This is a genomic window from Weissella confusa, assembly GCA_041871065.1.
GTDB classification, from domain to species: domain Bacteria; phylum Bacillota; class Bacilli; order Lactobacillales; family Lactobacillaceae; genus Weissella; species Weissella confusa_A.
Genome location: CP168942.1, coordinates 22,501 through 48,434, shown reverse-complemented (window position 1 = coordinate 48,434; position 25,934 = coordinate 22,501). Strand labels below are relative to the sequence as shown.

Below are 25,934 nucleotides of genomic sequence, written 5' to 3'. Positions count from 1 at the left end.
CTACCCCTCAATGAAACACCCTTTATTTTAATCGAAAAAAGTGGCTAATCTGGCAATACTTTTTGACAAATCTAAACACCTAGACAATTTTATCGGGCAACTAAACGAAAAACAGGTATAAGCCGTTGAAGACCTATACCTATTTTGATCATCCAGTTACGGTTTACCGCAACTGCTTAAATTGTCATGAATTACAATTCTGAATCAATGATGTTTGCGCGACGTGCGTCAAGCTTCTCGTTGTTTTCCTTAACTGCCATTTCAGTCAATGGGTAACGAGCCATAACGAACATTGCAACCAAAGCAAGCACGATAGGAATCCATACCATGGCAACGTTGATACCTTGTTGTGCGGCAGCCGTTTGCACCGTTGCACCTGACTTGTATCCGAATACACCGATAACAGTCATAGCGAATGAGGCAATCGTAATACCAAACTTGAAGGCCAATCCCATGATGGCGTTGATTTGTCCAGCTTCACGCTTTCCAGTTACCAACTCACCGTGGTTAACAACTTCAGGAACCAAAGCCCACATGAATCCAGTAGCTGACGTGATACCGAATTGGTGGATGAAACGAGCAACGTAGGCCAATGCCAAGTTGTCGTGCATACCCTTCCAAGTCCATACCCACAACAACAACGTTCCAACGATGAACATTCCGAAGAAGAAGTAGAAGAATCCCTTCTTTCCGAATACGTTACGGAACTTTGGCCATAGAGCTGGGAAGAAGATACCAGGGATTGAAGCGATCAAACCGATGGCACCCATCCACTCTGAGTGACCCGTGTTAAATTGAACGAACAATGAGAACACAGTGTTTTGGAAGAACATCAACAAGAATGACAAGAAGAAGAACAATGCCAAGATTTGCAATGGCTTGTTTGCCTTAAATGACAACCACAAGTCAGCAACCTTAACATCTTCTGAAGCTTCCTTAGTCGTCTTGATACGTTCCTTCGTTACGAAGTACGTGATAACCAAGGCTACGGCACCGATTGCACCGTAGATAGCCCAAGTGCGGAACCAAGCAGGTCCAGCTGAACGAGCCAAGTAGTCACCCATTTCCAACTTCAAACCGAACAATCCAGTGTCCTTCATTTCGCGGGCAGCAGGTGCAGCCATTTGAAGCAACATTGGGAACAACGTGTAAACCAACAAGTTGGCAATGTTGGCCAACATCATACGAGTTGACGTCAACTTGTCAATTTCGTCTGGGTCACGCGTCATTGAAGCGTTCAATGATCCGTAAGGAATGTTAACGAATGAGTAAATCACAGCCGTCAAAGCATATGAGATACCTGCCCACCAAGCGTTTTGGTAAGCCCATGAAGCTGGGAAGAATTGCAAGGCAGCCATAATCATCAATGGCACACCGGCAATCATCAACCAAGGACGGTACTTGTCGCCACCCTTGAACATGTGCTTGTCAACGAACGTACCAATCAATGGATCAGTAACAGCGTTAAGTGCACGAACCAAAAGGAACAATGTCGTTCCCATAAATGCAGGAAGTGCGTTGATTTGTAGCATGTAAACCGCTAGGAAACCACCAACAGTTCCGAAAACCAAGTTTTGAGCGAAATCACCAAGTCCATATCCGACACGTTCTGCGGTCGTTAACTTGGCGTACTCGTTGTTTTTGACATCAGCAGCCATAAACTCTAACCCCTTCTTAATAAAAGACAAAATAACTTCAAAATGAAATCGCATTCATTTTTCAACAAGCTAACAATAACACAGTTGGTTTTTGTGCGCAACCAACTTAGGAAAATTAGTTTTGCCATTCACATGTAACGTGTACCAAATACGGCACATCGCAACATAATAGGTTTTGAAAACGCTAACACATTAGTTCATTTTGTAACAATCTCTCCGCTGGGATTATGTAAGTGTATCGGCTCCTGAAAACAAAACTAGCCGTTATATTTGGGTCATTATTGCGGATAGATCTGTTCTATCCGTTTTCTAAGATTAATCATCGTTTCTAAGGTAACAGGATTATAATAGTTCTCATTATATAGGAAGAAAGTCTCGCATCATTATCATATCTTGCGAATAACTAGCTGCAACGCGCCTTAATTCACAGTTTGTGAAGTGTCGTTCAATATAGTTGGTTGTCTTAGCAAACTAACTGTGTTATATTATGACTACAAAGTAAATGGTAACGTTTTCACGGAGTTGTTCAGACATTAACATTACGATTAACGTCCGCTGTATAAAAGTGTCAATCAATGATTAAGACTTTTATACAGCGCATCTCACGAACTGCGTTGCTTGCCCGACTCTCACACGTATCGGGACACATACACACTATATCTCACAAGGAGCATCTCACAATGCAAATTCAAAATCCTGTATTGCCTGGATTCAACTCAGATCCATCAATCATCCGTGTTGAAGACACGTACTACATTGCAACGTCAACTTTCGAATGGTTCCCTGGTGTCCGCATTCACGCATCAAAGGACATGGTTCACTGGAACTTGGTAACGAACGTTCTTGATACTGTTGAACTTTTGGACATGAAGGGTAACCCTTCATCAGGTGGTATCTGGGCCCCAGACTTGTCATACGCAGACGGCAAGTTCTGGTTGATCTACACTGACGTTAAGATCACTGACGGTGCCTTCAAGGATATGACGAACTACTTGACGACTGCCGAGAACATCGAAGGTCCTTGGTCAGCACCTATCCGTGTTAACGGAGTTGGTTTCGACGCTTCATTGTTCCACGATGAAGACGGTCGCAAGTACTTGGTACAACAAACTTGGGATCACCGTGAATACCACCACCCATTTGATGGTATTACGTTGACTGAATTTGATACTGATACGATGAAGTTGAAGCCAGAAACGGCTCGCACGATCTTCGAAGGAACTGACGTTAAGTTGGTTGAAGGTCCTCACTTGTACAAGATCAACGGTGAATACTACCTATTCGCTGCTGAAGGTGGAACTGTCTTCACTCACCAAGAAGTTGTTGCTCGTTCAAAGAGCTTGGATGAGAAGTCATTCGTTGTTGAGCCTGATGGTCCATTCTTGACGAACTTCGACACGCCATACACTTACTTGCAAAAGCAAGGTCACGGTGCATTGGTCGACACACCAGGTGGTGAGTGGTACTACGCATCATTGACTGCTCGTCCATGGAACCACGAGACTGAGTCATCAACTGACCCACGTGGATGGTCAACTTTGGGACGTGAGACGTCAATCCAAAAGGTTGAATGGGACGAAGCTGGTTGGCCACGCGTTGTTGGTGGACACGGTGGACAAACGTTCGTTGAAGCTCCTAAGGATGCTATCTTGACTGAAGCTCCTGCTGACCACTCACAACACGATGAGTTTACTGACGCTAAGTTGGACATGAACTGGAACACGTTGCGTGTACCATTCTCAGAAGAGTTCGGTTCAACTGGTGATGGTTCATTGAAGTTGATCGGTCGCGGATCATTGGTTAACTACCACGACTTGTCATTGATTGCTCGTCGTTGGCAAGCATTCTACTTTGATGCTGAAACTAAGGTTAAGTTCAACCCATTCTCATACCAATCAATGGCTGGTTTGACGAACTACTACAACCACTCACACTGGTCATGGATCTTCATTACGAAGAACGACGAAGGTCAAAGCGTAATCGAAGTTGCCGAGAACAAGGGTGGACAACGTAACGGAACTTACACGTCATACTTGAAGGACGATGCTATCGTAATCCCTGAAGGTACTGAATACGTATGGTTCAAGACGAAGGTTCGTAAGGAATCATACACGTACGAGTACTCATTCAACGGTACTGACTGGACTGAAGTACCAGTTGTATTGGACGCCGCAGTCTTGTCAGATGACTACGTTGTACAATCATACGGTGGATTCTTCACGGGTGCTTACGTTGGTTTGGCAGCTGTCGACTACTCAGGTTACGACACTACTGCTGAATTCGACTACTTCGACTACAAGGAACTTGGCGACAAGCAACTTGAAGACGGATCATACTCATGGGAAGCTTCAGAATCACGCTTCGGCTAATATCTGAATAACCAAAACGCCTAACAGTTTTCTGTTAGGCGTTTTTTTGCGTTGCTTCGCCCTTCATCAGACATAATATGTGGCGTAATTCGCACACATTTTTGTGAAAACAATAACAAATTCACTTAACAATTCCTTTTAGTAAGCGTATAGTTGTTTATGTTGACTGAGTTGTTACCGTTTTCATAAAAAGTGAAAAACGTAACGTTAATCTAGAAATTATCCTTTAGAAAGCGAGTATGCAAATCATGCGTAAAATCTCACCTCGTTTAATTTATTTTTTCGGAGCCCTAGGTGGTCTCCTATTCGGTTATGACACTGGGGTTATCTCAGGTGCCATTCTCTATGTACAACGTACTCTTGGCCTAAACGCCTTGGAAGAAGGAATTGTGGTCTCATCAGTTTTGCTTGGTGCCATGATTGGTGCCATGTCAATCGGTCCTCTTTCAGACCGCTTTGGTCGTAAGAAGATGGTAATGGTTGCAGCCCTCATCTTCTTCATTGGATCACTAGGTTCAGCCTTTTCACCTGACTTTGGCGTTTTGGTTGCTAGCCGTGTCGTTCTTGGTGTAGCCGTTGGTGGTGCCTCAGCCCTTGTGCCAACCTACTTAGCCGAAGTTGCGCCCGCTAAAATGCGTGGATCACTAACCTCACTTAACCAATTGATGGTTATGACGGGTATTTTGATGGCTTACTTGGTTAACCTTGGCTTCTCTGGCCTAGCACACACCGTGTCATGGCGTTGGATGCTTGGCTTCGCGGCCCTACCATCAGCAATCCTCTTCATCGGTGGTATTTTCTTGCCTGAGTCACCTCGTTATCTAGGTCGCATTAAGAAGTTTGATGAAGCGTTGCAAGTTTTGAACATGCTTCGCACACCTGAAGAAGCTAAGGCTGAATTGGCCGAAATGGAAAACGCTGAAGACGTCAAGCTTGGCGGTTTCAAGGAATTGTTCTCAAAGTTCGTTCGTCCTGCATTGATTATCGGTGTCGGTATGGCTATCTTCCAACAATTCATGGGTATCAATACGGTTTTGTACTATGCCCCAACTATTTTTAAGACTATCGGCATGGGTGATAGCGCCTCACTAATGGGAACTGTCGGTCTTGGAACCGTTAACGTTTTGATTACTGCCTGGGCTGTTCGTGTAATGGAAACTCGTGGCCGCAAGGAATGGCTATTGATTGGTGGCTTCGGTATGGCCGTTTCATTGATTGCTTTGTCTATCTTAACTAGCCTATCTGTTACAGGTATCATGTCATACGTCACAATCGTCGCAATGGCCTTCTACCTCATCTTCTTCTGCGCAACTTGGGGTCCAATCATGTGGACCATGATTGGTGAAGTCTTCCCATTGTCTGTCCGTGGTGTCGGCGTTGGCTTCTCATCATTGATTAACTGGGGTGCAAACTTGCTTGTGTCATTGATGTTCCCTGTCTTGTTGGAACACTTCTCAATGCCAATTATCTTCGGTGCCTTCGCTGTTATGTGTGTGCTTGGTTCATTATTCGTAAAGCACTTCGTCTTCGAAACACGCGGCCGCTCACTTGAAGAGATTGAAAGCATGCTCCACCAAAGCGCTAAGGATTCTGCAACTGGTGCAGTTCCACACGGTGCGATGATTCAACACTAATTACAAGTAACAAAACCGGTATCAGAACTAACTGATACCGGTTTATTTTGTTAAAATAAATACTATCAGTGCCGAAAGGAGTAACCGAATTTGAAAAAAGCACTACATGCCATCTTCAATAACCGCTATGTAAAAACCATCATTGACGTTTCGATGCGTGTCGATATCGTAACGGCTAGTTCTTCGGTTGCTTACTTTGGCCTATTGTCGATTTTCCCAGCGATTATCATTATCGCAACCCTCTTGCCGTACTTCGGGCTCACAATTACAACAGCCCTTAGTTACGTACAGTGGGCCGTGCCAAAATCTGTTTACGGGTTCGTAAGACCAATCATCGAGTCAATCCTCGGCCACAACGGGGTTGGTGTATTGTCTGCATCAATTGTGATTACGCTTTGGTCACTCTCACGTGTGGTCGCCTCAATCCGTACTGCTCAAAACGGCATCTACGGCGTGCAACCAAAGAACATCGCCATCATCGACCGCTTTATTTCAATGGCGTGGATGATTTTAGTACTTGGTATTATGGGTGTCCTCATTTTGATTGCCTCAGTTGGATCGAACATCCTCGAAGCATTGCCAATCAGTAGCCACATCGTCCGCCAAATTGAGTCGGCCAAGCTACCGGTTGTCGCTACTGGTTTGTTCATTGGCGCTGCCCTCTTTAATTGGGTGTTACCGGTTAAAAAGCCTCGTTTACAATGGGCTTTGACTGGCACGACCATTCAAGTTGCCCTCGTGTTGTGGCTAACAAAGATTTTCGGGTGGTACGTGAACCTCGCTTCACAGGCCTACACTTTTTACCAAGCACTTAGTTCAGCCATTATCGTCTTGCTGTGGATCAATTTCATTGCCATGGCTGCCCTGATTGGTACAATTGTCACAGCAAGTTTGGAAGAACTTTTCCCTTCAAAACGCGATAAGAAAGCCATTTTGAAGCACTTCAGCAGAAAAATTATCCGAAATAAAGGAAAAAGTTAAGAGTTATTTATTGTATAATTCATTTTTGCGCGTTATTATAATATTTGTTAAAGAGGAAAACGTTTCCATTTAACATTTGAGACAGCAACTTACTCATATCGCCGAGTCTAACCAGCTCGGTATGTAGGTCTAACCAACCTACAACCTACTCCTTAAGAATACCTATTTACCATGGATTAACCACCTATGGTAACGATACGCCTAACCAACGTATCGTTAGGAAAAAGAGTCGTCTTCGGACTAGACTCCGAAACCGCCTATGCCTAACCAACATAGGCGGTTTTGTTTTGCGCTTTTTTCCAGTAAAATCAAGACAAGACTAAAACACTTTGGGGAAGTGCGAAACCATGAACACTTATGAACAACGCGTTTTACAGACCTGTGCGCAGGCTGGACGCATCTTACTAGAAAGCGGCGCGGAAACGCCCCGCATCGAAGAGACTGTTGAAATCATCGGCAAGACGGCCGGTGTCAACGTATCTTGCTACGTCACACTAACAGCAGTCTTCGTGTCACTGGCTGATCAACCAACCACCCAACTAACCAAAACAAAACTTGGGAGCTTTAACTTGCAAAAGGTTGATGAAATTAATCATCTCTCACGCCAATTCGTGGCTGGCGATGTTAATTTCGATGATGTCACGCGACAAGTTAACGCCATTGATGAATACGCGATTGATTTTAACTGGCCGACTAAGATTATCGGTGCCGGGTTAGTATCCGTCGCACCAATGTTGGTTTTCAAAGCAACCTGGCCTGATTTAGCCCTTGCCTTCTTCGTCGGTATTGCCGGCTATCTAGTTGCACAATACGTCGGACGCAAAGCAACTGCGACCCCTTATGCCAAGGAAGTTGCGGGTGGTTTTACAATTTCACTGTTGGCCTGGCTATTAATTGCCGCTCACCTTGGTACAAATGCGGAAAACATCATCGTAAGCTCTGTCATGCCGTTGGTTCCTGGTGCCGCGCTCACAAATTCATTACGCGAGATTATGGCCGGCCACATGATTTCTGGTACAGTGCGCGCACTAGATGCCTTATTAATCGCGGCCGCAATTGGTGGTGGTGTCGTCTTAGCCGCTACCCTCGTCCATTTTGGCACGTCATTATAGGAGGTAATCACAATGCAATTGATCATTCACTTTCTGATTAGCTTCGTTTCGACAGTTGGATTCGGCATCATCACGAACATCCCCCGGCGAGCATTACCAGTTGCTGGTTTAACTGGCGCGCTGGCCTGGAGCGGATACATCGCCTATGGTTACGTACAAAGTAGCGTCTTTATTGCCAATATGATTGCGGCAATTATTATTGGCTTACTCGGAAATATCTTCGCCGTTAAATATCGCGTACCAGTCAACATGATTTACATCCCCAGCCTAGTCTCACTAGTGCCCGGTGGTACTATCTACTTGGCGATGAAGAACTTTTCACTCGGGCATTACAGTCTCGCACAAGAAGGTGTCATCACAACCCTGACGATTGCCGTCGCGTTAGCAGTTGGCTTCGTCCTATCTGAAGTGGTGGTCCGCCAAGTAAAGCGTTATCGTCAACACTAAAAAAACGCCTTGGATTCAAAAATCCAAGGCGTTTTAGTTTACTATTTTAGTGCATTGTAAGCATGCCAGCTGCTCCCAAGGCCAAGACAACAATACCAATAACAATTCGGTAGTACCCAAAGACCTTGAAGTCATTATTCTTGATGTAGTTCATCATCACCTTAATGGCAAAGTAAGCCACAATCCATGACACGATGAATCCAACTGCCATAACACCAGCTTGTGCGCCTGTGAAGCTACCACCATCAAGGAGGTACTTACCAACCTTCAAGATTGTCACACCAAACATAACCGGAATACTCATAAAGAATGAGAACTCAGCAGCCACGAATCGTGACGCTCCCAAAATCAAGGCTCCCAAGATGGTTGCACCTGAACGTGATGTTCCAGGCACGATTGAAAGCACTTGGAACAAACCAATGAACAAGGCCATCTTGAATGTCATTGTGTTCAAATCCGTCAACCAAGCATTCTTGTTAGCCAAGTAACGCTCAACGACGATGAACAAAATACCGTAAATGATCAACATAGATGCCACAACCCAAGCGTTCAACCAGTGTGCATCCATGTAATCGTTAAGGGCCAAACCAGCCACAACGGCAGGCAAAACCCCGACGATAACCTTGAACCACAACGTCCACGTTTGCTTCTTCTCAACCGTAGACTTTGATGGTGCAAATGGGTTCAACTTGTGGAAGTACAATTGGATAACTGCGAAAATAGCACCCAATTGGATAGCGTAGTCAAACATCGCTGTAAAACTCTTCGTCCAAACTGAACCACCGGGAATGTTCATCAATGATTCAGCAATAATAATGTGCCCTGTTGATGATACTGGCAAGAATTCAGTCAATCCTTCGACAATACCGATCACAAGAGACTTCAACAAATCAAGCATATGCTGCTCCTTATTTTTAAATATCAACAGTACTACTTTACCAAACCAACCTAGAATCACCTAATCTCTTAGGGACTTCTTTACTGATTAATTGAAAATAGTATCGCCATCGGTCGTCACAACGTTCAGACGATCGGTCGCTGACTCATCGCGGCTGTAACTACCAACAAAGCGGTTGCCTTGAATCTTAATGTCGCCATTGTTAGATTGAATCTGCAAACCAGGGACTGGCATGTTCGTCACATCCAAATTACCCTCGCGCAACGTCCAGGCATTCACACCAGTCAATTGCGCGTTTTGGACGGTTAGATTACCAGAGTTCAGCTGCACAACGCCGTCATTCATCACAATATCCTTCAATTGCATATCGGTATCAGACGCAGAAACGAATGCCTTACCGAGTGTTGCTTGCTTGGCTGAGAATTGTGAATCAGCTAGATTCATCGTCGTTTCAGGCGACTTCACACCACTAAGGGTCACCAAACCGTACGTATTATTCAACGTCAAATTCTTCGTCTCAATATCATGTAGTGATGATGAACCGGAATAGTTACGAATGTGGACATACTTCATCGTCGTCTTCTTTGGCACATAAACCGTCAAAACGTGTTCAACGCGCTTATTAAACCCAACCCGGTACTTATCTTTTTGTGTCCCGGTATAACGAATGTGCAACGCCCCATCCTCATCCGTGAGGCTAAGCTGCGTGGCATCCCCAACCGTTCCCTTCACTCGATACTCATCCTTATCAGTCGCGACAACGTGAATATCTAATTCAACCGCAGTGGCGTCAATCGTCTTGATTGTATCGAATTTCTGATTAATGGCTTTCTCTTGTGGCAACACAAAATGGCCATCACGCCAAACCAAGCTGTTTTGACCACCATTGACGTAACCAATCACTGACAACATGATACCAAGGGCAGCAACGGCAAAACCGATAATGATAACGCGTAACATCTTAGGCATGCTTTGCACCTCCTTGTGGCTTACGCGTAAAGCGACGGCCGATATACTTAACAAAGTTCATCAAGGCACGGAACACCGTTCGAACAACCACAAAACCAATTGGCCAGGCGATGAATTGCAGGCCAATCCAAATCAAGCCCAAGCCACCTTGGAACAAGGCTGTCTGCCAGCTTTGTCCGGCAATCGCAAGTGCACCAACGACTTGGAAGAGACCCGTGAAGAGCAACCACAGCAAAATAATAATCACTGCCACAGCTACCAAGACAACACCGAACAAGCCCAACAAAATGGCAATAATGGCTGGAATCCAAACAACTGACGTCACCAAGCCAACAATAACCACCCACAAGAGGTTTAGTTGACGCTGAATGCGTGACTTGAATTGCTTCGTTGCCGAACTACCTTCGTCTGGCGCTTCTTGATCAGCCACATCATCGTAGCGGATTGAATAATCCACTAAGACACGGCGAGCCAATTGCTTGGGTGTACCGAACTCAGCAATTAGCTTTTCGCCACTAAGCCCCGCATCCGCTGCGTACTCACGATAAAATGCAAGGACATCATCTCGTTCATCTTCTGTCAGACCAAACAAATGTCCGCGCAGTTGTGTGAAGTAAATGTTATTCTCCATTGTCTCCCCTCTCCGCCATCATAATTTCATTAACATTACCGCTAAAGGTCCGCCACTCGTCTTGGATTCGTACCATTTCAGAGCGCCCTTCATCGGAAATTTTATAATATCGACGATTACGTCCTTCAAAAGGTTCATCGTACGTCGTCACCCAACCCTTAGACTTTAGACGTCGCAAGACTGGATACATCGTTGATTCGGAAACTGCAAAACGCTCTTGCACCTGTTTCGTCAACGCATAGCCGTATAAATCTTCATCAGAAAGCAATGCCAATACTAACCCATCCATCAAATCACTGGATAATTGCATCGCCATAATTCATTTTCCTTTACAATACTATAACTCATATAATATACTCTCAGTATAAGAAAGAATGTTAACGTTGTAAAGGCAAACGCCGTGCAACCAGTTCTAATAGCATTTCGGAGGGGTATCTATTATGGCAAAAAAGCAATTAACGAAGTCTCGTGACAAGGTCATGAGCGGTGTCCTTGGTGGTTTCGCTGAGTATTTCTCAATCGACGCCACACTACTACGTATTATCTTCGCGGCGGCTGTTGTATTCACTGGCATCTTCCCAATGGTGATTTTGTACATCATTGCGGCAGTAGTTATGCCTGAACCATCAAACTACGATCGCTACGAGTACCGCGATAATGATGATCGTAAAGACGTAACACCACACCGTTACGACGACGAAATTTAATAAAATAAAACGCCGGCTAGGACGCAAATCCTAACCGGCGTTTTTTATATAGCTATCTTACCAACTGAACAAACCAACCATTGCAGCTGACATCAATGATACCAAGATACCTGAAACCAAGATCAATGGCACATTGGCTGCGATCAAATCAGCCTTTTCGCGGTTAACCAAACTCTTGTATGATCCGATAATCATACCCAACGTACCGAAGTTTGCAAAACTCGTGACGAAGACCGTCAACACGGCACGGGCGTGAGCTGAAGCAAACATTCCTGTGTGGTGTAGCACTTCCTTTGACACTTCTCCCATGACAACGAATTCGTTTGTCACAAGCTTCGTTCCCATGTATTGGGCGATTTGGAAGGCGTCGTTTGCATTAAACCCTAGCAACCAAGCGAATGGGAACATGATGACACCGAAGATATTCTCCAATGACAACCATGGCAACGTCGTCAATGACAACAAGTTATCAATCAACGCAGCCAAACCAACGAAGGCAATAACCGTTGCGACGATAATAACTGCGACCAAACCAGCACCTTGGATAGAATCACCCAAGAAAGCAAAGAATGGTTGGCGTTGCGTCTTACCGTTATCCAATGTTTCTTCGTGGTTCAACACTGCGATAACGTCTTCTTCTTCAGACACTTCAACCGGGTTCAAAATCGTCGTCATCATAATCGCGCTCAAAATGTTCAACGGAATCGCCGTCAACACATATTGACCAGGCATCATACCGACGTATGACCCCACGATAGCTGCCGTGACCGTACTCATTGACATCATGGCAACCGTCAAATTACGCTTCGCATTCATTTGTTGCAATTGGAGCTTAGAAACGGCCAACACTTCCGTCGTTCCCAAGAACATCATCTCAACTGAGAAGAATGACTCGAACTTTGGTTGACCTGTCAAAAATGACAAACCACGACCAACCCACTTAACCAACCATGGCAAAACACCAAGGTACGTCAAAATATCAAACATTGGAATGATAACAATGATTGGCAAAACAGCTGACGTGACGAAGTTCATTGAACCTGATGCTGGCTTTACCCAGTCAGGCAACGCGAATGAAATTCCGTCAAAGGCCGCACTGGTCAACCATTGGAAACCATTAGCTGCAGCCAAGACGGCGTCTCGACCAATCGTGAAACTCGTGAAGAACCAAGCCAACAATAATTGGATGACCAAGATCACACCAACTGAACGCCAGTGGATGTGCTTGCGATCACGAGAAAATAAATATGCCACCCCTAGGAATACGAAAATTCCAAGGATGTTCATTAACAATAGCATCGCTACTCTCCTTGAGGGGTATTTATGTAAAACAACTTAACAAACTTAAGTGTATCAAAAGTAACCCCCTTGTTAAACGGTTAACCCCTGACAAAACGTCAGTTAAACGTTTAACCGTTAAAAATATACAAAAAAACACACCTACTTTTGCAAGTAGATGCGTTCTCATAATCATTATTGTGCGTATGAATAGTAGTCGGCTCCGTAAGTTCCGGTACCATCATCCGTCGTGCTGCCATATTCTGAAGTCGTATCAGACGACTCAGAAGAACTGTCATAGACATATGATGTCAAACCATTAGCCGCAATCGTAGCCGAGCTAACTTCACCACCAAACATCGTACCAGTATCAGCTGCCTTCAAGCCAAGTGACTTACGCAACACGTTTGTGACACGTTGCTTTTCGTCTGCTGTAATCAACTCTGATGAACCTGACGTCAAGTCAACACTAACACCTTGAGCGTGATCAGTCTTAATATTCTTCGCAGCACTGCTGTACTTTGAAGCAACTGTCAACATATCATCGAAGGTCAAATCCGTGTTCGTTGAATCAGAAATCGTGTTCAAGAACTTCGCGTTGATCAACTTAGTTGGGTTGCTCTTAGCCTTTTCAACGATAGCTTCAAGCACCAAACGTTGACGTTCTTGACGACCGTAGTCTCCACGCGGATCGTCGTAACGCATACGAGAGAAGGCCAACGCTGCCGCACCATTCATCTTGTGGTACGTGTGCGTCACGCCATCTTCACCAGTGTGCGTGTAAGTAGATGAACCTTCTGTAAAGCCATATAGGTTACCTGGATCTTGGTGCGCCGTGTCTGGGTTATAATCAAACGTCAATGGTGACTTAACCTCAATACCGCCCAATTCATTAACAACCTTCTCTAGGGCGCCCATATTAACAAGGGCGTAGAAGTCGATTGGCACATTCAACCAATCCTGAATCGTCTTAATCGTCGTCTTAGCTGACCCAAATTCATACGCAGAGTTCAACTTTTGTGGGAATTGACTTTCAAATCCAACCGGTGCGATAACGGAGTCACGTGGCAATGACATAACGGTTACCTTTTCCTTCTTTGGGTTAACCGTTACCAACATCAATGAATCGGTACGACCCTTATCCGTTCGTCCCAACTCACCTGTGTCAGTTCCCAATAGCAAAATTGAGAATGGCTTCCCGTCAGCCAAAACAGCTGACACGTCACGAGACTTCTTAACGCCCGCACTTTGGAAAGCACCGTTAACGGCATTTTTGGTGTTGTTATACACCGTTCCAGCAATCGCTCCGACCCCAAGTACTAGGACCGCGATAACCGCCAAGATAACATTGCGAGCGACTTTAAATTTATGACCATCTTTCGGACGCTTAGGACCGCGGGGACCACGAACTTTTTTGTGGCTATTCGCCAATCGTTCGGCCTCACGACGCGCTGTGCGTGATTGCGGCTCATTTTCCATGAGCGACTCCTCTCTTCAATCCAGTAGTGTTTAATACTGATTAATACCAATTTTTATAATTCTCAAGATATCGCAAAAACGGTATCTTTGACATTATACAAGCCTTCACCTTTAAAAAAGCTTATAGTAACTTATTTATTCTATACCAAAAAACAAGCCTAGTCAGCATTTCTTACTAACTAAGCTTGTTTCATAATCAAACATTAAACTGCAACTGGCGCCTTAATTGACTTGGCTGGCTTATAGTTTTCAACCTTAATATCATCCATCGTGTAATCAAAAATTGAGGTTACATCTGGGTTCAAAACAAGCGTTGGCAACTCAGCCATTTCACGAGAAAGTTGTTCAGTCACTTGATCAACGTGGTTTGAGTAAATGTGCGCATCCCCAAACGTGTGCACGAACTCACCGGCTTCAAGACCAGTCTGCGCAGCCACCATGTGCAACAACAATGAGTATGATGCGATGTTGAATGGCACGCCCAAGAAGATGTCAGCTGATCGTTGGTAAAGTTGCAAACTCAACTTGCCATCTGCCACGTAAAATTGGAACAACGTGTGGCACGGTGGCAAAGCTTGTGATGGCACATCTTCTGGGTTCCAAGCACTAACAATCAAACGACGTGAATTTGGGTTCGTCTTAATTTGGTTCACCACATCATCGATTTGATCAATGAAGCCACCTTGTACCTTACGCCAGTGACGCCATTGCGCCCCGTAGACGTCACCCAACTCACCATACTTATCAGCAAAGGCGTCATCTGCCAAAATGCGGTCAACGAATAGTTGGTGTTGCTCATCGTAAGCAGCCTTGAAGGCATCATCCACTAGAGCACGGCGACCGAAATCAGTCATATCAGGCCCTGTGTACTCATCAGATTCAATCCAATTCTTAAATGCCCATTCATCCCAAATGTGGTTGTTGTGCTCCAATAGGAAACGAATATTTGTATTACCTTGCAAGAACCAAAGCAATTCGCTCTTAATCAAGCCAAACGGCACACGTTTCGTCGTCAACAACGGAAAGCCTTCTGCCATATCAAAATGCAATTGACGGCCAAATACTGAGCGTGTACCAGTCCCCGTGCGATCCCCCTTCACATTACCCGTTTCCAACACTTCACGTGCCATATCCAAATATGCTTGTTCATTACGACTCATGTCATTATCCCCTTAGTTGTTTTCAGTTACGTACTTGTCAAAATTAATCATGGCGACATCTGTGGCTGTTAGTGGCACTTGTTGGAGTGCAACACCCTTAGCTTGGATTAATGATGTCGCGAACTCATCATTATTGTAGTTACGGATGTAATTAATCTTCTTAATGCCAGCTTGTAACAAAAACTTCGTGCAGTGCACGCAAGGAAAATCTGTGACGTAAATCTCAGCCCCTTCTGCCGCAATCCCCATTTTTGCTAGTTGCATCAAGGCGTTTTGCTCCGCGTGAACCGCGCGAATGCAGTGCCCATCAACAATTAAATCCCCAACTTCTGTACAGTGTGGGGTCCCAGTAACCGATCCGTTATACCCACTTGCAATAATACGGCCATCTTTAACAACAACAGCACCAACATGTAGGCGCGTACAAGTGCTTCGTGATGCTAGCATGGCCGCTTGCATCATAAAGTACGCCGGCCAACCAATTCGTTCGTCTTTCATTACTCTTCCCCGTAAATTTATTTTCGTTACTCTTATAATAACCGACAAAATCGAACGTTTCAAATCTTGATTTTTAAGTTCGTACGTGATTTCATTCTGTTTTCGCATGTTAAACGAACACATTTTTATAAAAAGACGGTAAAACGTCGCAAGTTACGAATATTCAAAATTTTAACTATCCCAAATGCGCGTAAGCCCGAAAATTAAAACAAAAAACAAATCAATGTTATTTCGAAAATGGATTTTTCACTTATCTAAACTCTCTCGTTAAAAAGAAGTGCATAATATTATTTTCCGTTGTGAATTTACATTTTTTATGATAAAATTGTAAACGACCTTAGTGTGTTTTAAAATGCACTCGTTTACGCAGCGGTTTCATTTGTCGCTGGATGTGAGGATAGCCTCACGAAAGGAGTTCTTATGCCTGCAGCATTAGCAGAAATTAAGCAACAATTAGACGATCACCTTGGTGAGCCAATTACTTTGATTACTCACGAGAGCCGTCACCGTAACATCGAGCACGAAGCCGTTGTACGTGAGACGTTCCGTTCAGTATTCGTCCTAGACTTGAAGCAAGAAGGTAACGAGTTCGACCGTGCCTCATTCAGCTACACGGATATCTTGACGGATAACATCGAGATTACTTTCGCCTAACAAACAAGCCCCGATTCGCATCAGCGGATCGGGGCTTTTCTCTTACTCTTCGATTGTCATGTCATCATCCGTTGTTGGTGCAACACGAACAACTTCAAACTCATTGATGTAGGCATCCTTGAAATCAAGCGCCGTAATTTCAAAATCAAGCACCTTGATAGTATCGCCTGCTGACGTATCAGAATTCTCATCCAAGAAGAATCCTGTCAACGTCACCATGTCAGAATCATCAAATGGGCGGATATCTACATGGAAGTAACGCTCAAAATCATACAGCGTCATCTTTCCAGAGACCTTGTAGTGCATATTACCAGCGTCATCAGCACCTAACTTTTCAACTAAGTCATCAGCAACCGCATCCATCTCATCACGCACTGAACCGAACAACTCTTCGTAAATGTCCTTATCAGTCACGATACCAGACGTACCACCATATTCATCCTTCACAATAACGATTGGCGTACGACGCGCAATCATCTTTTGCAACACATCTTGAATTGGCATGTTCTCAGGCACCGTTGGCATGTGACGGATAATCTTACGAACAGATAACGTGTCATCAATTTGGGCTTGGCGCATCAAATCATAGTTGAAGACATATCCCAAAATCTTATCCTTGTCATTGTCAGCCACAACTGGGAAACGAGAGTGCTTCGTTTCAAAGTAACGTTGCAAGGTATCGTGCACTGAATCCGTGATATCAACCACGTCCAATTGCGTACGATCAATCATAATATCAACCGCTACCTTATCATTCATCTCAAAGGCACGTTGCATAAAGACATAATCCGCATCATCAAGTTCACCACTACGAGCGGCTGTACGTGACAAACTTAGGATTTCAGCTTCTGAATAAACTTCATCCCCTTCGTTAGCTGGCTTCATCCCCATCAAACGGGTTACACCAGTTGCTGAAACGTTCAACAACCACACAAATGGGTAGAAGATAACGTGGAATAGGCGCAATGGCGTTGCAACGAACAAGGCAACCTTCACTGGGAAGTCGATGGCCACGTTCTTTGGCACCAACTCCGTGAAGACCACTTCAACATACGTTAAGAATACCAAAGCAATCACTGATGCGATGACACCAGCACTCGCCCCCGTCATTTCCTTCAAAAAGCCACCTTCAAGCAACAAGTGGGCAATTGTCTCTTCACCCATCCAACCAAGAATCAACCCGGCTAACGTAATACCAACTTGGGTCGTTGATAGATACTCATTTAGGTTTTCAACCATGTGGATAGCCGTCGCAATTTGACGTGATGGCTTTTCACGTTCTTCTTGCAACTCAACCAAGGCACTTTTACGTACCTTAACCAAGGCAAATTCAGCTGCAACAAACAATGTCGCAAGCAACAGCACTATGATGATGACAATAACCGAAATTAATAACTCACCTTCACTCAATGTTTTTCCCTACTTTCTATTTGTACAAATTCAATGACACCATTATAGCAAAAAACACCTGATATTTATCAGGTGTTCACTCGCGTATGATTAATGTTCGTCTTCTGAGTCTGATTCAGGATCTTCTTCAGGCAACGCCACAACTTCGAAATCATTGATGTAAGCATCCTTGAAATCCAAAGCTGTAATTTCAAAGTTATTAATCTTGATAGCTTCACCAACCTCAAAGTTAGGGTGCTCATCAAGGACATAACCTGTCAACGTCACCATTTCTGAATCCTCAAATGAACGGATTTCAGTCTTAAAGAATCGTTCGAAATCGTACAACGTCATCTTTCCAGAGACCTTGTAGTGCATGTTTCCTTCCTCATCTGATCCAATCTTTTGAACCAAATCATCAGAAACATCATCGATTTCGTCACGCACCGTACCAAACAACTCTTCGTAAACGTCCTTATCAGTAACGATACCTGACGTTCCACCATATTCGTCCTTAACAACAACGATTGGTGCACGGTGCTCAATCATTTCTTGCAAAACTTCCGTGATTGGTTGGTTTTCAGAAACGACTGGCAAATTACGCAAAACAGTTCGAACTGATGCATCCATACTCAAACGACCTTGGCGAACCAAATCATATGAGAAGACGTATCCCAAAATCTTGTCCTTATCGTTGTCAGCAACCACTGGCATACGTGAGAACTTTTCTTCTAGGTACAAGTTCAATGCATCTCCGATTGTGTCCGTAACATCCACAACTGTAAGTTGCGTACGGTCAATCATAATATCAACTGCAACCTTATCATTCATTGAGAAGGCACGCTTCATAAACGTTAAGTCTTCTTCGTCCAACTCACCCGCTTGGGCAGCATCCTCAGACAACGAAATGATTTCGTTTTGTGAGTAGATGTCTTCATCTGGGTGAGCATTAAATCCAAGCACCTTTGTTACACCAGCAGCCGTACGGTCAAACAACCAAATTAATGGGTAAAGTACGATGTGGAAGAACATAACTGGGCGCACGATGAACAACAATACCTTAACCGGTTGGTCGATGGCGATGTTCTTTGGCACCAAGTCAGTAAAGACGGCGTGGATAAATGTAAAGATCAAAATTGCGGCTACTGACGCAACACTGTGGGCGATAGCTGCTGGCAATAGATGTGATGAAATAATCAAGTCAGCGATGAACGCTTCACCCAACCAACCCAAAATCAATGATGTCAGCGTAATACCAACTTGTGCAGTTGATAGATACTCTGTCATGTGGTTAGTCATGTTAATCGCGTGCGTCAAGTTTGATGATGGCTTGTTACGTGCTTCTTGTAGCGCACGCAATGCTGATGGACGCACTTTAACAAGTGAGTACTCAGTCAACGTAAACAATACAGCCAACAACAAAATAACGACAATAACAACAATATTGATCATAATAGACGGACCGGAATCCATAATTGGTTTACCTCTTCTTTAATAAAAATATTTTCGTAATAAACATTATAACAGAATTAAGCGTTGTACACACCCGCATCATATAATGCGTTATGCAATTCAATGAATCGCTCCAATGACAACTTTTCAGCACGCGTACGTGGATCCAAATCGATAGCTTCAAGTGCAGCCGTCAACTTAGCTTGCATTGCTTCACCCTTACCAAAGGCCGTCGTCAAGTTGTTCCACAAAGTCTTACGACGCATGACAAAACCAATCTTGAACAACTCAAACAATTGCTTTTCATCACGTGGTTGAACCGCCAATGGCTCACGTGGCGTCAATGAAATAATCGCTGAATCAACGTTAGGATTTGGCACAAATGCTGTACGTGATACCGTAAAGGCCAACTTAGCGTTCATGCGGTATTGCACTGCCAACGTCAAAGAACCATAGTCCTTTGTACCAGGCTCAGCTGACAATCGGTCGGCAACTTCCTTTTGCATCATCACAACAATGTTGTCAAAGTGAATGCCTGATTGCAACACTTGCATCAAAATTGGTGTCGTAATGTAGTAAGGCAAGTTGGCCACCAACTTCAATGGCGCCGTTGTATCAGCAAATTGCTTGGCGAATTCCTTCTCCAAATCAACCTTCAAGATGTCGTTGTGCACAATTGTGACATTGTCATATGGCGCCATCGTGTGGTCCAATACTGGAATCAAACGGTCATCGATTTCAAAGGCAACGACTTGCTTGGCTGCACGGGCTAGTTGCTCCGTCAACGCACCAATACCAGGTCCGATTTCAACAACGTTATCCGTATCCTTTACGTCACCGGCTGCGACGATATTCTTCAAAATATTGATATCCGTCAAGAAGTTTTGGCCAAGTGACTTCTTAGTGTTGATACCAAATTGATTCATGATAGCTTGCGTGCGCACCGGCGTCGCAATATCAGGTACATCAGACATTTAATTCTCCTCATCCATCTCTTGTAAGATGGTCTTTAATTCTTCGTTTGTCACGCCAAACATGTTTAGTCGCTTCAGCAATTGCTTACCATTGACGTAGCCCAATCCCAGACGTTCTGAGACGTGTTCACGTCGTTGGGCAGCATTAGCGCCAGCCATCAATCCATAACGCACCAAATCGGTACGTGTAATGTCTGACGTCATATCAACATCGCTGGCTGTGTAAACCTTGCTAAGCGCCTGGCGAATATCATCCGCCGTGGCGTATTCGATCCCTAAACTATGATGCTTAATCTGGCGACCAGCTTCATCCTTTTTTAGAAATGCGTGCTTCGCATCAGGTACGACTGCCGTAATAAGCTTACGTAACCGTTCACCATTGAAATCCGGATCCGTAAACACAATAATTCCACGTGACTTCGCTGCACGCTGAATCGCTTGTAGCGTCGCATCTGACAACGCTGAACCATTAGTCTCAATTGTGTCCGCTTCAACAGCATGACGCAAAACCTCAGTATCAGCCTTACCTTCAACGACAATCACTTCTTGAATCTTCATTACTTATCCAAGTGCCACAAACGGTGGGCATTCGCCGTTGTAATATCAGCCAACTCGTTATACGTCATGCCAAGTTGGTCGGCAATGTTTTGAATCGTGTAGCGGACGAACATTGGCTCGTTTTGCTTACCACGCATTGGTGTTGGTGCCAAATAAGGCGCATCCGTCTCAACTAGCAAACGGTCCAATGGCACTGACTTCAACGTCTCGTGCACATCCTTGGCATTCTTGAAGGTTGCAATTCCTGAGAATGAAATGTACATACCCAAATCCAAGAATTGCTTAGCTTCTTCTGCCGTTCCAGTAAATGAGTGCATCACGCCACCAAACTCAGCAACGTTAGCATCCTTTAGCACTTCATACGTGTCAGCCGTCGCTTCTCGCGTGTGAATCGTGACTGGCTTGTGGAATTCACGAGCCAAGTCCAATTGCGCCTTAAACACCGCTTTTTGGACGTCTGGCGTTGGGTTCTCTTCCCAGTAGTAGTCCAAGCCCATTTCACCGATACCAACCACCGCTGGGTCAGCTAATTGTTCACGTAGCGTGGCCATATCTTCTGGCTTAAAGTCACCACTCTCACCGGGTTGCCAACCGACGATGGCGTGAACACCTTCAAATTCGTGGGCGATTTCAATGGCACGTTGATTACCAACTGTGTCATATCCAACCACATTCATTTCAACGACACGATATTCACGTGCGCGGGCCCAATAAGCTGCGACGTCATGCCAAAAAGCTTCGTCGTTCAAGTGCGTGTGTGTATCAAAGCTATCCGCTGGACGCTTTGTTGGATCATAAATTGCCATGATATCTCCTATTTCTAAACGTTTGTAATACTTACTATTTTATCAAAGAAAACCAGAGAATACGAATTAAGGCCTACAAAAAGAGGCCAGGATTTATTCCTGACCTCTCATTAATTAATCTTCTGCATCAGTTGCTAGTACGATTGCCTGCGCAGATGTGACTTCGTTATACAATTCATTAATCAATGCTGAACTGAAACGCTCATCACGACGTCGCTCTTGTATGAACGTCAATTCTGCACTCAATGCCCCCAACAAAATTTCCTGTTCCTCAGCCGAAGATACCTGCTGGTCTCGAATACGATCACGTTCTTGTGCCGCGACATCACGTAATGCAACTACATAACGAGGATCTTCACTTTCTGCCTCAGCCTGTGCAATGAAGTCAGCCACCGCAGGCTCGCTAATCTCAGCAATTTCTGTAAAGACTAGTTCGCGACTTGAATGATACTTTTGCGCGGCGTCATCAGGGTTTAAGTAGCCCATCTTCTTAACAGCCTTAAACTTCTTTTGCATCGCCAACGTTTGATTCAAATCATGTTGTTCGTGTTCGGTCAGTCCTCGTCGCGTTGCCTTACGTTGCAAGCGATCTATACGTCGTTGCATCTTCTGATTGATACGACGCATACGTTCTTCGGGCTTGAGTCGCCGTGAACGCATCAAACTCGTCACAACGCGCTCCAAAATGCGGAACCACATCCGCACATTGTTTGACCCACGTGCCCAGCGTGAATCAGCATTGGCCTTCACTCTACGATAATAAATCATCGTTTGTTGCGATACGATGCCGGCATTTATCGCCGCTTCAACTGCCTCATCGGTAACGCTTTGAATATCCGTTAAGGCTTTTTGCCAAATCGTGCGATCTAATTGATCACCACCATATCCCAATTGATCTTGCAATTGATCAATCACATTTCGCTTAACCGAGTTAGACACATCTAACCCTTCCACATATGACATGGCCGCATTAATCATAGCAATATGCGCTTCTGAATATTCGCTAGTGTCATACTCAGGCTTAATTTCAGGCAACATCCGTGGCAAAATCAACAATGGCGCCACCAAACTGACGATAATAACTGTCGCCGCAATCAGCAACAACATATCACGGTGCGGAAAGGCCTGACCATTATCGAGCGTCAACGGCAATGAGAATGCCATCGCCATCGTAACCGTTCCGTGAACCCCACCCAAAGCAAAAATCCAAGCATCGCGGTTTTTATGATCTTGATCAACCATTGATGACATCGGTGATTCCTGATGAACGCGTTCAATCATAATATGACGGAAGACTGCCATGACTCCGTAGATTGCCAGGCCAATTCCGATATACCCTAACCACGTCGTTAATGGTGAGTGAATATAAGTCTTAAATACGCGAACCAACGAAATACCAAGTAACACAAACACAAGTCCATTTAGGAGTTGTGACACAATCATCGTCAGCTGATTATTCAAGTTATTTAATTGCGATGACATAAACTGCGTGTGGTGCTTTTCTTCATTAGAGATGATTCCCATCACCACCACGGCAATAATACCTGACACGCCCGCGTGTTCCGCTAGTCCGTACACTAGAATAGGTGACAAGAAATAAATCATCACGTGAGCAACCGTATCATCAAACTGCACACGCAATAAATGTTGGCGAATATACAGTAACACCACGCCGGCAATCCCACCGACAACGGCGCCACCAATCGCCACGATTAGAAACTCTTCAAAACCATGGATGAATGAGAACGTGCCAGTGTTCATCCATAACAAGGCCAGCTCCAACACAACTAGACCCGTTGCATCGTTAAACAACGACTCTAAGTTCAACGCCCGTCCGATACCCTTTGGCACTTCAAGGCCATCTGTAACAGATTCTAGCGCCGTTGCATCCGTTGGCGTTACGATGGCAGCTAGCGCCAAAGCCATTGGCAGTGCCCAGCCGATTGCCCAGTGACCAAATAGCATTAGGACAACAACTGTCATAACAGCAATAGTACCTGCTAAGTTGATGATTGCTCTGAAATTCTTAGACACCAACCGCACGTTTGTTCGCTGGCCTTCATAGAATAGCAAAGGGGCAATAATCAGCATCATAAACCACTCTGGATCAAGTTCAACAACTGACTTGCTGAGCATTGGAATGGTCGCCAAGATAATACCACCTAAAATCTGCCAAAATGCCTTGGGGATTCGCGGCATTACCTGTGACAGTAAATTAGCGACAACAATTGTCAAAATCATTGGCACCAATGTGTAAAAGATTGTCATACTATCTTTCCTATCTTTTTTAATAGGTCTATTCTAACAAAAAGAGAGCAGTGTGACGTACACACTGCTCTCTTAATTTTTAGTGATTAGCCTAGTTCTGAACCAGCTTCGATTTCATCTGGCAAAATCGTCAAGATAACGTTACCGTCCTTTTCAGCAGACAACAACATACCTTCTGACATTTCACCCATCATCTTACGTGGCTTCAAGTTAGCAACAAAGGCAACCTTCTTACCAACCAAACCAGCGTATTCTGGGTACCACTTCTTGATACCTGACAAAATCGTGCGACCATCCTTAGTACCGTCGTTCAACTTGAAGCGCAACAACTTGTTTGACTTCTCAACTTCAGTCACTTCTAGGATTTCAGCAACACGCATCTCAACCTTGTCGAAGTCATCAAATTCAATCAAGTCCTTTGTAGGGACTTCAATGTATGACTTCTCAGCTTCTTCAGCAGGCTTTGCGGCACCACCCGTCATCTCATCGCGGATGTAAGCCACTTCGGCATCAACATCAACACGTGGGAAGATTGGCTCACCCTTTTCAACAACCTTACCACCCGTTGGTAGGTCTTCAAACTTCAAATCAGCAATTTGCAAGTTTGATTCTGCCAAACCAAGTTGGTGGAAGATTTGCTTAGGTGCACGCGTCAAAGCAGGTTGCAACAAGATAGCCGCAACACGCAATGCAGCAGCCAAGTGAGCCATTACAGAAGCCAACTTATCTGCTTGTGCTTCATCCTTAGCCAACGTCCATGGCGTCGTCTCATCAATGTACTTGTTAGCACGTGAGATCAACTTCCAAACTTCAGCCAAAGCATCTGCCGTACGCAAACCAGCCATGTTTTCGTTGTAAGCCTTAATAACATCATTAGCCGTTTGTACCAAGTCAGCGTCAAATTCAGTCGCACCCGTGTTAAGCGCAGGAATGACACCACCTTCGTACTTGTTGATCATTGCAACAGTACGGTTCAACAAGTTACCCAAATCGTTAGCCAAATCGTAGTTCAACTTTGAAACGAAATCTTCAGGCGTAAAGATACCATCGTTACCGTATGGCATTGCACGCAACAAGTAGTAACGAACAGCATCGATACCGTAACGATCAGCCAATGTGTCAGGGTACACAACGTTACCCTTAGACTTTGACATCTTACCATCACGCATCGTCAACCAACCGTGTCCCAACACTTGCTTAGGCAATGGCAAGCCCAAGGCGTGCAACATAATTGGCCAGTAAATCGTGTGGAAACGAACAATTTCCTTACCTACCAATTGCACATTTGCTGGCCAGAACTTATCGAACAAAGTCGTATCGTCTGAACCATATCCAAGCGCCGTAATGTAGTTTGACAAAGCGTCAATCCACACGTAAACAACGTGCTTAGGGTCAGATAGAACTGGAACACCCCACTTGAACGCCGTACGCGTTACGGCCAAGTCTTCAAGACCAGGCTTGATGAAGTTGTTAATCATCTCGTTCATACGAGACTCAGGTTGAATAAATTCTGGGTGTGACTTGTAGTAGTCCAACAACCAGTCAGCGTACTTTCCCATACGGAAGAAGTATGACTCTTCCTTAACCAACTCAACTTCGTGACCAGATGGTGCCTTACCACCGATGACGTTGCCGTCTTCGTCGCGGTAAACTTCTGCCAATTGTGACTCAGTAAAGTACTCTTCGTCATCAACTGAGTACCAACCTTCGTATTCACCCTTGTAGATGTCATCTTGATCCAAGAATTGTTGGAAGATCTTTTGGATAGCCTTCTCGTGATACTCGTCCGTCGTACGGATGAATCCGTCGTTGGTAATATCCAAGTCTGCCCACAACTTCTTGATATCTGCAGCCATGCCGTCAACGTATTGTTGTGGCGTCATGTTTAGCTTTTCAGCCTTTTGCTCAATCTTCAAACCGTGTTCGTCAGTTCCCGTCAAGAAGTAAACATCTTCATTCAACAAACGGTGGTAACGCGCAGCCGCATCAGCCAACACCGTTGTGTACGTGTT

23 protein-coding genes (1 of these 23 running past the window's edge) are annotated in these 25,934 nt (G+C 44.6%); 7 read left to right on the top strand and 16 right to left on the bottom strand.

The features are described 5' to 3' along the window. Window positions 1-191: 191 nt before the first annotated feature. On the bottom strand, window positions 192-1,658 hold the full coding sequence (locus ACAW68_00205; GenBank protein XGA16046.1) for an MFS transporter: 1,467 nt from the start codon (window positions 1,656-1,658) through the stop codon (window positions 192-194). A 680-nt stretch (window positions 1,659-2,338) separates the two neighbouring features. On the opposite strand from ACAW68_00205, the gene ACAW68_00200 reads away from it, so the two are divergent. The 5 genes from ACAW68_00200 to ACAW68_00180 all read left to right on the top strand — a co-directional run bounded on the left by ACAW68_00200 (window position 2,339) and on the right by ACAW68_00180 (window position 8,201). Further along, window positions 2,339-4,027 carry a glycoside hydrolase family 43 protein gene (locus ACAW68_00200; protein ID XGA16045.1) on the top strand — a complete coding sequence of 563 codons (1,689 nt, stop codon included), beginning with the start codon at window positions 2,339-2,341 and terminating at the stop codon, window positions 4,025-4,027. A gap of 248 nt (window positions 4,028-4,275) precedes the next feature. Continuing rightward, window positions 4,276-5,661, top strand: coding sequence for a sugar porter family MFS transporter (locus ACAW68_00195; GenBank protein XGA16044.1), 1,386 nt, complete (start codon window positions 4,276-4,278; stop codon window positions 5,659-5,661). A 90-nt stretch (window positions 5,662-5,751) separates the two neighbouring features. Next, a complete protein-coding gene (locus ACAW68_00190) occupies window positions 5,752-6,642 on the top strand; it encodes a YihY/virulence factor BrkB family protein (GenBank protein ID XGA16043.1) in 891 nt (296 codons plus the stop codon). Window positions 6,643-6,989: 347 nt separating this feature from the next. Continuing rightward, window positions 6,990-7,754 carry a threonine/serine exporter family protein gene (locus ACAW68_00185; GenBank protein XGA16042.1) on the top strand — a complete coding sequence of 255 codons (765 nt, stop codon included), beginning with the start codon at window positions 6,990-6,992 and terminating at the stop codon, window positions 7,752-7,754. A 12-nt stretch (window positions 7,755-7,766) separates the two neighbouring features. Next, the gene (locus ACAW68_00180; protein ID XGA16041.1) at window positions 7,767-8,201 is read left to right on the top strand and encodes a threonine/serine exporter family protein; all 435 of its coding nucleotides are present in this window, start codon (window positions 7,767-7,769) and stop codon (window positions 8,199-8,201) included. A gap of 46 nt (window positions 8,202-8,247) precedes the next feature. Here the strand turns inward: ACAW68_00180 and ACAW68_00175 are convergent, their stop codons facing one another. The 4 genes from ACAW68_00175 to ACAW68_00160 form a co-directional block, all read right to left on the bottom strand. Continuing rightward, a complete protein-coding gene (locus ACAW68_00175; protein XGA16040.1) occupies window positions 8,248-9,099 on the bottom strand; it encodes an undecaprenyl-diphosphate phosphatase in 852 nt (283 codons plus the stop codon). 87 nt (window positions 9,100-9,186) lie between these two features. Then, window positions 9,187-10,068: a DUF4097 family beta strand repeat-containing protein gene (locus tag ACAW68_00170; protein XGA16039.1), complete on the bottom strand. Its 882-nt coding sequence runs from the start codon at window positions 10,066-10,068 to the stop codon at window positions 9,187-9,189. Then, a complete protein-coding gene (locus tag ACAW68_00165) occupies window positions 10,061-10,699 on the bottom strand; it encodes a DUF1700 domain-containing protein (GenBank protein ID XGA16038.1) in 639 nt (212 codons plus the stop codon). Before ACAW68_00165 ends, ACAW68_00170 begins: the two co-directional genes overlap by 8 nt. Then, window positions 10,689-11,015, bottom strand: coding sequence for a PadR family transcriptional regulator (locus ACAW68_00160; GenBank protein ID XGA16037.1), 327 nt, complete (start codon window positions 11,013-11,015; stop codon window positions 10,689-10,691). Before ACAW68_00160 ends, ACAW68_00165 begins: the two co-directional genes overlap by 11 nt. Before the next feature lie 124 nt (window positions 11,016-11,139). Here ACAW68_00160 and ACAW68_00155 point away from each other — a divergent pair, with 124 nt between their 5' ends. Next, a complete protein-coding gene (locus tag ACAW68_00155; GenBank protein XGA16036.1) occupies window positions 11,140-11,406 on the top strand; it encodes a PspC domain-containing protein in 267 nt (88 codons plus the stop codon). 57 nt (window positions 11,407-11,463) lie between these two features. Here the strand turns inward: ACAW68_00155 and ACAW68_00150 are convergent, their stop codons facing one another. The 4 genes from ACAW68_00150 to ACAW68_00135 form a co-directional block, all read right to left on the bottom strand. Further along, window positions 11,464-12,705 (bottom strand): NupC/NupG family nucleoside CNT transporter, encoded by a 1,242-nt coding sequence (locus ACAW68_00150; protein XGA16035.1) that lies wholly within the window; start codon window positions 12,703-12,705, stop codon window positions 11,464-11,466. Window positions 12,706-12,879: 174 nt separating this feature from the next. Beyond that, window positions 12,880-14,163, bottom strand: coding sequence for an LCP family protein (locus tag ACAW68_00145; GenBank protein ID XGA16034.1), 1,284 nt, complete (start codon window positions 14,161-14,163; stop codon window positions 12,880-12,882). Window positions 14,164-14,366: 203 nt separating this feature from the next. Beyond that, window positions 14,367-15,323 carry a thymidylate synthase gene (locus ACAW68_00140; protein XGA16033.1) on the bottom strand — a complete coding sequence of 319 codons (957 nt, stop codon included), beginning with the start codon at window positions 15,321-15,323 and terminating at the stop codon, window positions 14,367-14,369. A 12-nt stretch (window positions 15,324-15,335) separates the two neighbouring features. Beyond that, on the bottom strand, window positions 15,336-15,821 hold the full coding sequence (locus ACAW68_00135) for a deaminase (GenBank protein XGA16032.1): 486 nt from the start codon (window positions 15,819-15,821) through the stop codon (window positions 15,336-15,338). 420 nt (window positions 15,822-16,241) lie between these two features. Here ACAW68_00135 and ACAW68_00130 point away from each other — a divergent pair, with 420 nt between their 5' ends. Then, complete coding sequence (locus ACAW68_00130; GenBank protein ID XGA16031.1) at window positions 16,242-16,475, top strand: Veg family protein; 234 nt, start codon at window positions 16,242-16,244, stop codon at window positions 16,473-16,475. 42 nt (window positions 16,476-16,517) lie between these two features. On the opposite strand, the gene ACAW68_00125 is transcribed toward ACAW68_00130, so the two are convergent. From ACAW68_00125 to metG, 7 genes are all read right to left on the bottom strand, one after another. Then, window positions 16,518-17,885: a hemolysin family protein gene (locus tag ACAW68_00125; GenBank protein XGA16030.1), complete on the bottom strand. Its 1,368-nt coding sequence runs from the start codon at window positions 17,883-17,885 to the stop codon at window positions 16,518-16,520. A 90-nt stretch (window positions 17,886-17,975) separates the two neighbouring features. Next, window positions 17,976-19,337: a hemolysin family protein gene (locus tag ACAW68_00120; GenBank protein XGA16029.1), complete on the bottom strand. Its 1,362-nt coding sequence runs from the start codon at window positions 19,335-19,337 to the stop codon at window positions 17,976-17,978. A gap of 56 nt (window positions 19,338-19,393) precedes the next feature. Beyond that, a complete protein-coding gene (gene rsmA / locus ACAW68_00115; protein XGA16028.1) occupies window positions 19,394-20,290 on the bottom strand; it encodes a 16S rRNA (adenine(1518)-N(6)/adenine(1519)-N(6))-dimethyltransferase RsmA in 897 nt (298 codons plus the stop codon). Continuing rightward, complete coding sequence (gene rnmV / locus ACAW68_00110) at window positions 20,291-20,848, bottom strand: ribonuclease M5 (GenBank protein ID XGA16027.1); 558 nt, start codon at window positions 20,846-20,848, stop codon at window positions 20,291-20,293. Continuing rightward, window positions 20,848-21,654 carry a TatD family hydrolase gene (locus ACAW68_00105; GenBank protein XGA16026.1) on the bottom strand — a complete coding sequence of 269 codons (807 nt, stop codon included), beginning with the start codon at window positions 21,652-21,654 and terminating at the stop codon, window positions 20,848-20,850. Before ACAW68_00105 ends, rnmV begins: the two co-directional genes overlap by 1 nt. 114 nt (window positions 21,655-21,768) lie before the next feature. Next, a complete protein-coding gene (locus ACAW68_00100) occupies window positions 21,769-23,922 on the bottom strand; it encodes a cation:proton antiporter (protein ID XGA16025.1) in 2,154 nt (717 codons plus the stop codon). Window positions 23,923-24,008: 86 nt separating this feature from the next. Then, on the bottom strand, window positions 24,009-25,934 hold the 3' portion of the coding sequence (metG, locus tag ACAW68_00095) for a methionine--tRNA ligase (GenBank protein XGA16024.1). The gene runs 69 nt beyond the window's last position; only the last 1,926 of its 1,995 coding nucleotides appear in the window; the start codon falls outside the window, past its right edge; it ends in the stop codon at window positions 24,009-24,011.

Excerpts from the sequence above, each read along its gene's own strand:
- ACAW68_00205 (XGA16046.1), bottom strand. The coding sequence starts at position 1,658 with ATGGCTGCTGATGTCAAAAACAACGAGTACGCCAAGTTAACGACCGCA.
- ACAW68_00200 (XGA16045.1), top strand. The coding sequence starts at position 2,339 with ATGCAAATTCAAAATCCTGTATTGCCTGGATTCAACTCAGATCCATCA.
- ACAW68_00195 (XGA16044.1), top strand. The coding sequence starts at position 4,276 with ATGCGTAAAATCTCACCTCGTTTAATTTATTTTTTCGGAGCCCTAGGT.
- ACAW68_00185 (XGA16042.1), top strand. The coding sequence starts at position 6,990 with ATGAACACTTATGAACAACGCGTTTTACAGACCTGTGCGCAGGCTGGA.
- ACAW68_00180 (XGA16041.1), top strand. The coding sequence starts at position 7,767 with ATGCAATTGATCATTCACTTTCTGATTAGCTTCGTTTCGACAGTTGGA.
- ACAW68_00175 (XGA16040.1), bottom strand. The coding sequence starts at position 9,099 with ATGCTTGATTTGTTGAAGTCTCTTGTGATCGGTATTGTCGAAGGATTG.
- ACAW68_00170 (XGA16039.1), bottom strand. The coding sequence starts at position 10,068 with ATGCCTAAGATGTTACGCGTTATCATTATCGGTTTTGCCGTTGCTGCC.
- ACAW68_00165 (XGA16038.1), bottom strand. The coding sequence starts at position 10,699 with ATGGAGAATAACATTTACTTCACACAACTGCGCGGACATTTGTTTGGT.
- ACAW68_00160 (XGA16037.1), bottom strand. The coding sequence starts at position 11,015 with ATGGCGATGCAATTATCCAGTGATTTGATGGATGGGTTAGTATTGGCA.
- ACAW68_00155 (XGA16036.1), top strand. The coding sequence starts at position 11,140 with ATGGCAAAAAAGCAATTAACGAAGTCTCGTGACAAGGTCATGAGCGGT.
- ACAW68_00150 (XGA16035.1), bottom strand. The coding sequence starts at position 12,705 with ATGCTATTGTTAATGAACATCCTTGGAATTTTCGTATTCCTAGGGGTG.
- ACAW68_00145 (XGA16034.1), bottom strand. The coding sequence starts at position 14,163 with ATGGAAAATGAGCCGCAATCACGCACAGCGCGTCGTGAGGCCGAACGA.
- ACAW68_00140 (XGA16033.1), bottom strand. The coding sequence starts at position 15,323 with ATGAGTCGTAATGAACAAGCATATTTGGATATGGCACGTGAAGTGTTG.
- ACAW68_00135 (XGA16032.1), bottom strand. The coding sequence starts at position 15,821 with ATGAAAGACGAACGAATTGGTTGGCCGGCGTACTTTATGATGCAAGCG.
- ACAW68_00130 (XGA16031.1), top strand. The coding sequence starts at position 16,242 with ATGCCTGCAGCATTAGCAGAAATTAAGCAACAATTAGACGATCACCTT.
- ACAW68_00120 (XGA16029.1), bottom strand. The coding sequence starts at position 19,337 with ATGGATTCCGGTCCGTCTATTATGATCAATATTGTTGTTATTGTCGTT.
- rsmA (XGA16028.1), bottom strand. The coding sequence starts at position 20,290 with ATGTCTGATGTACCTGATATTGCGACGCCGGTGCGCACGCAAGCTATC.
- rnmV (XGA16027.1), bottom strand. The coding sequence starts at position 20,848 with ATGAAGATTCAAGAAGTGATTGTCGTTGAAGGTAAGGCTGATACTGAG.
- ACAW68_00105 (XGA16026.1), bottom strand. The coding sequence starts at position 21,654 with ATGGCAATTTATGATCCAACAAAGCGTCCAGCGGATAGCTTTGATACA.
- ACAW68_00100 (XGA16025.1), bottom strand. The coding sequence starts at position 23,922 with ATGACAATCTTTTACACATTGGTGCCAATGATTTTGACAATTGTTGTC.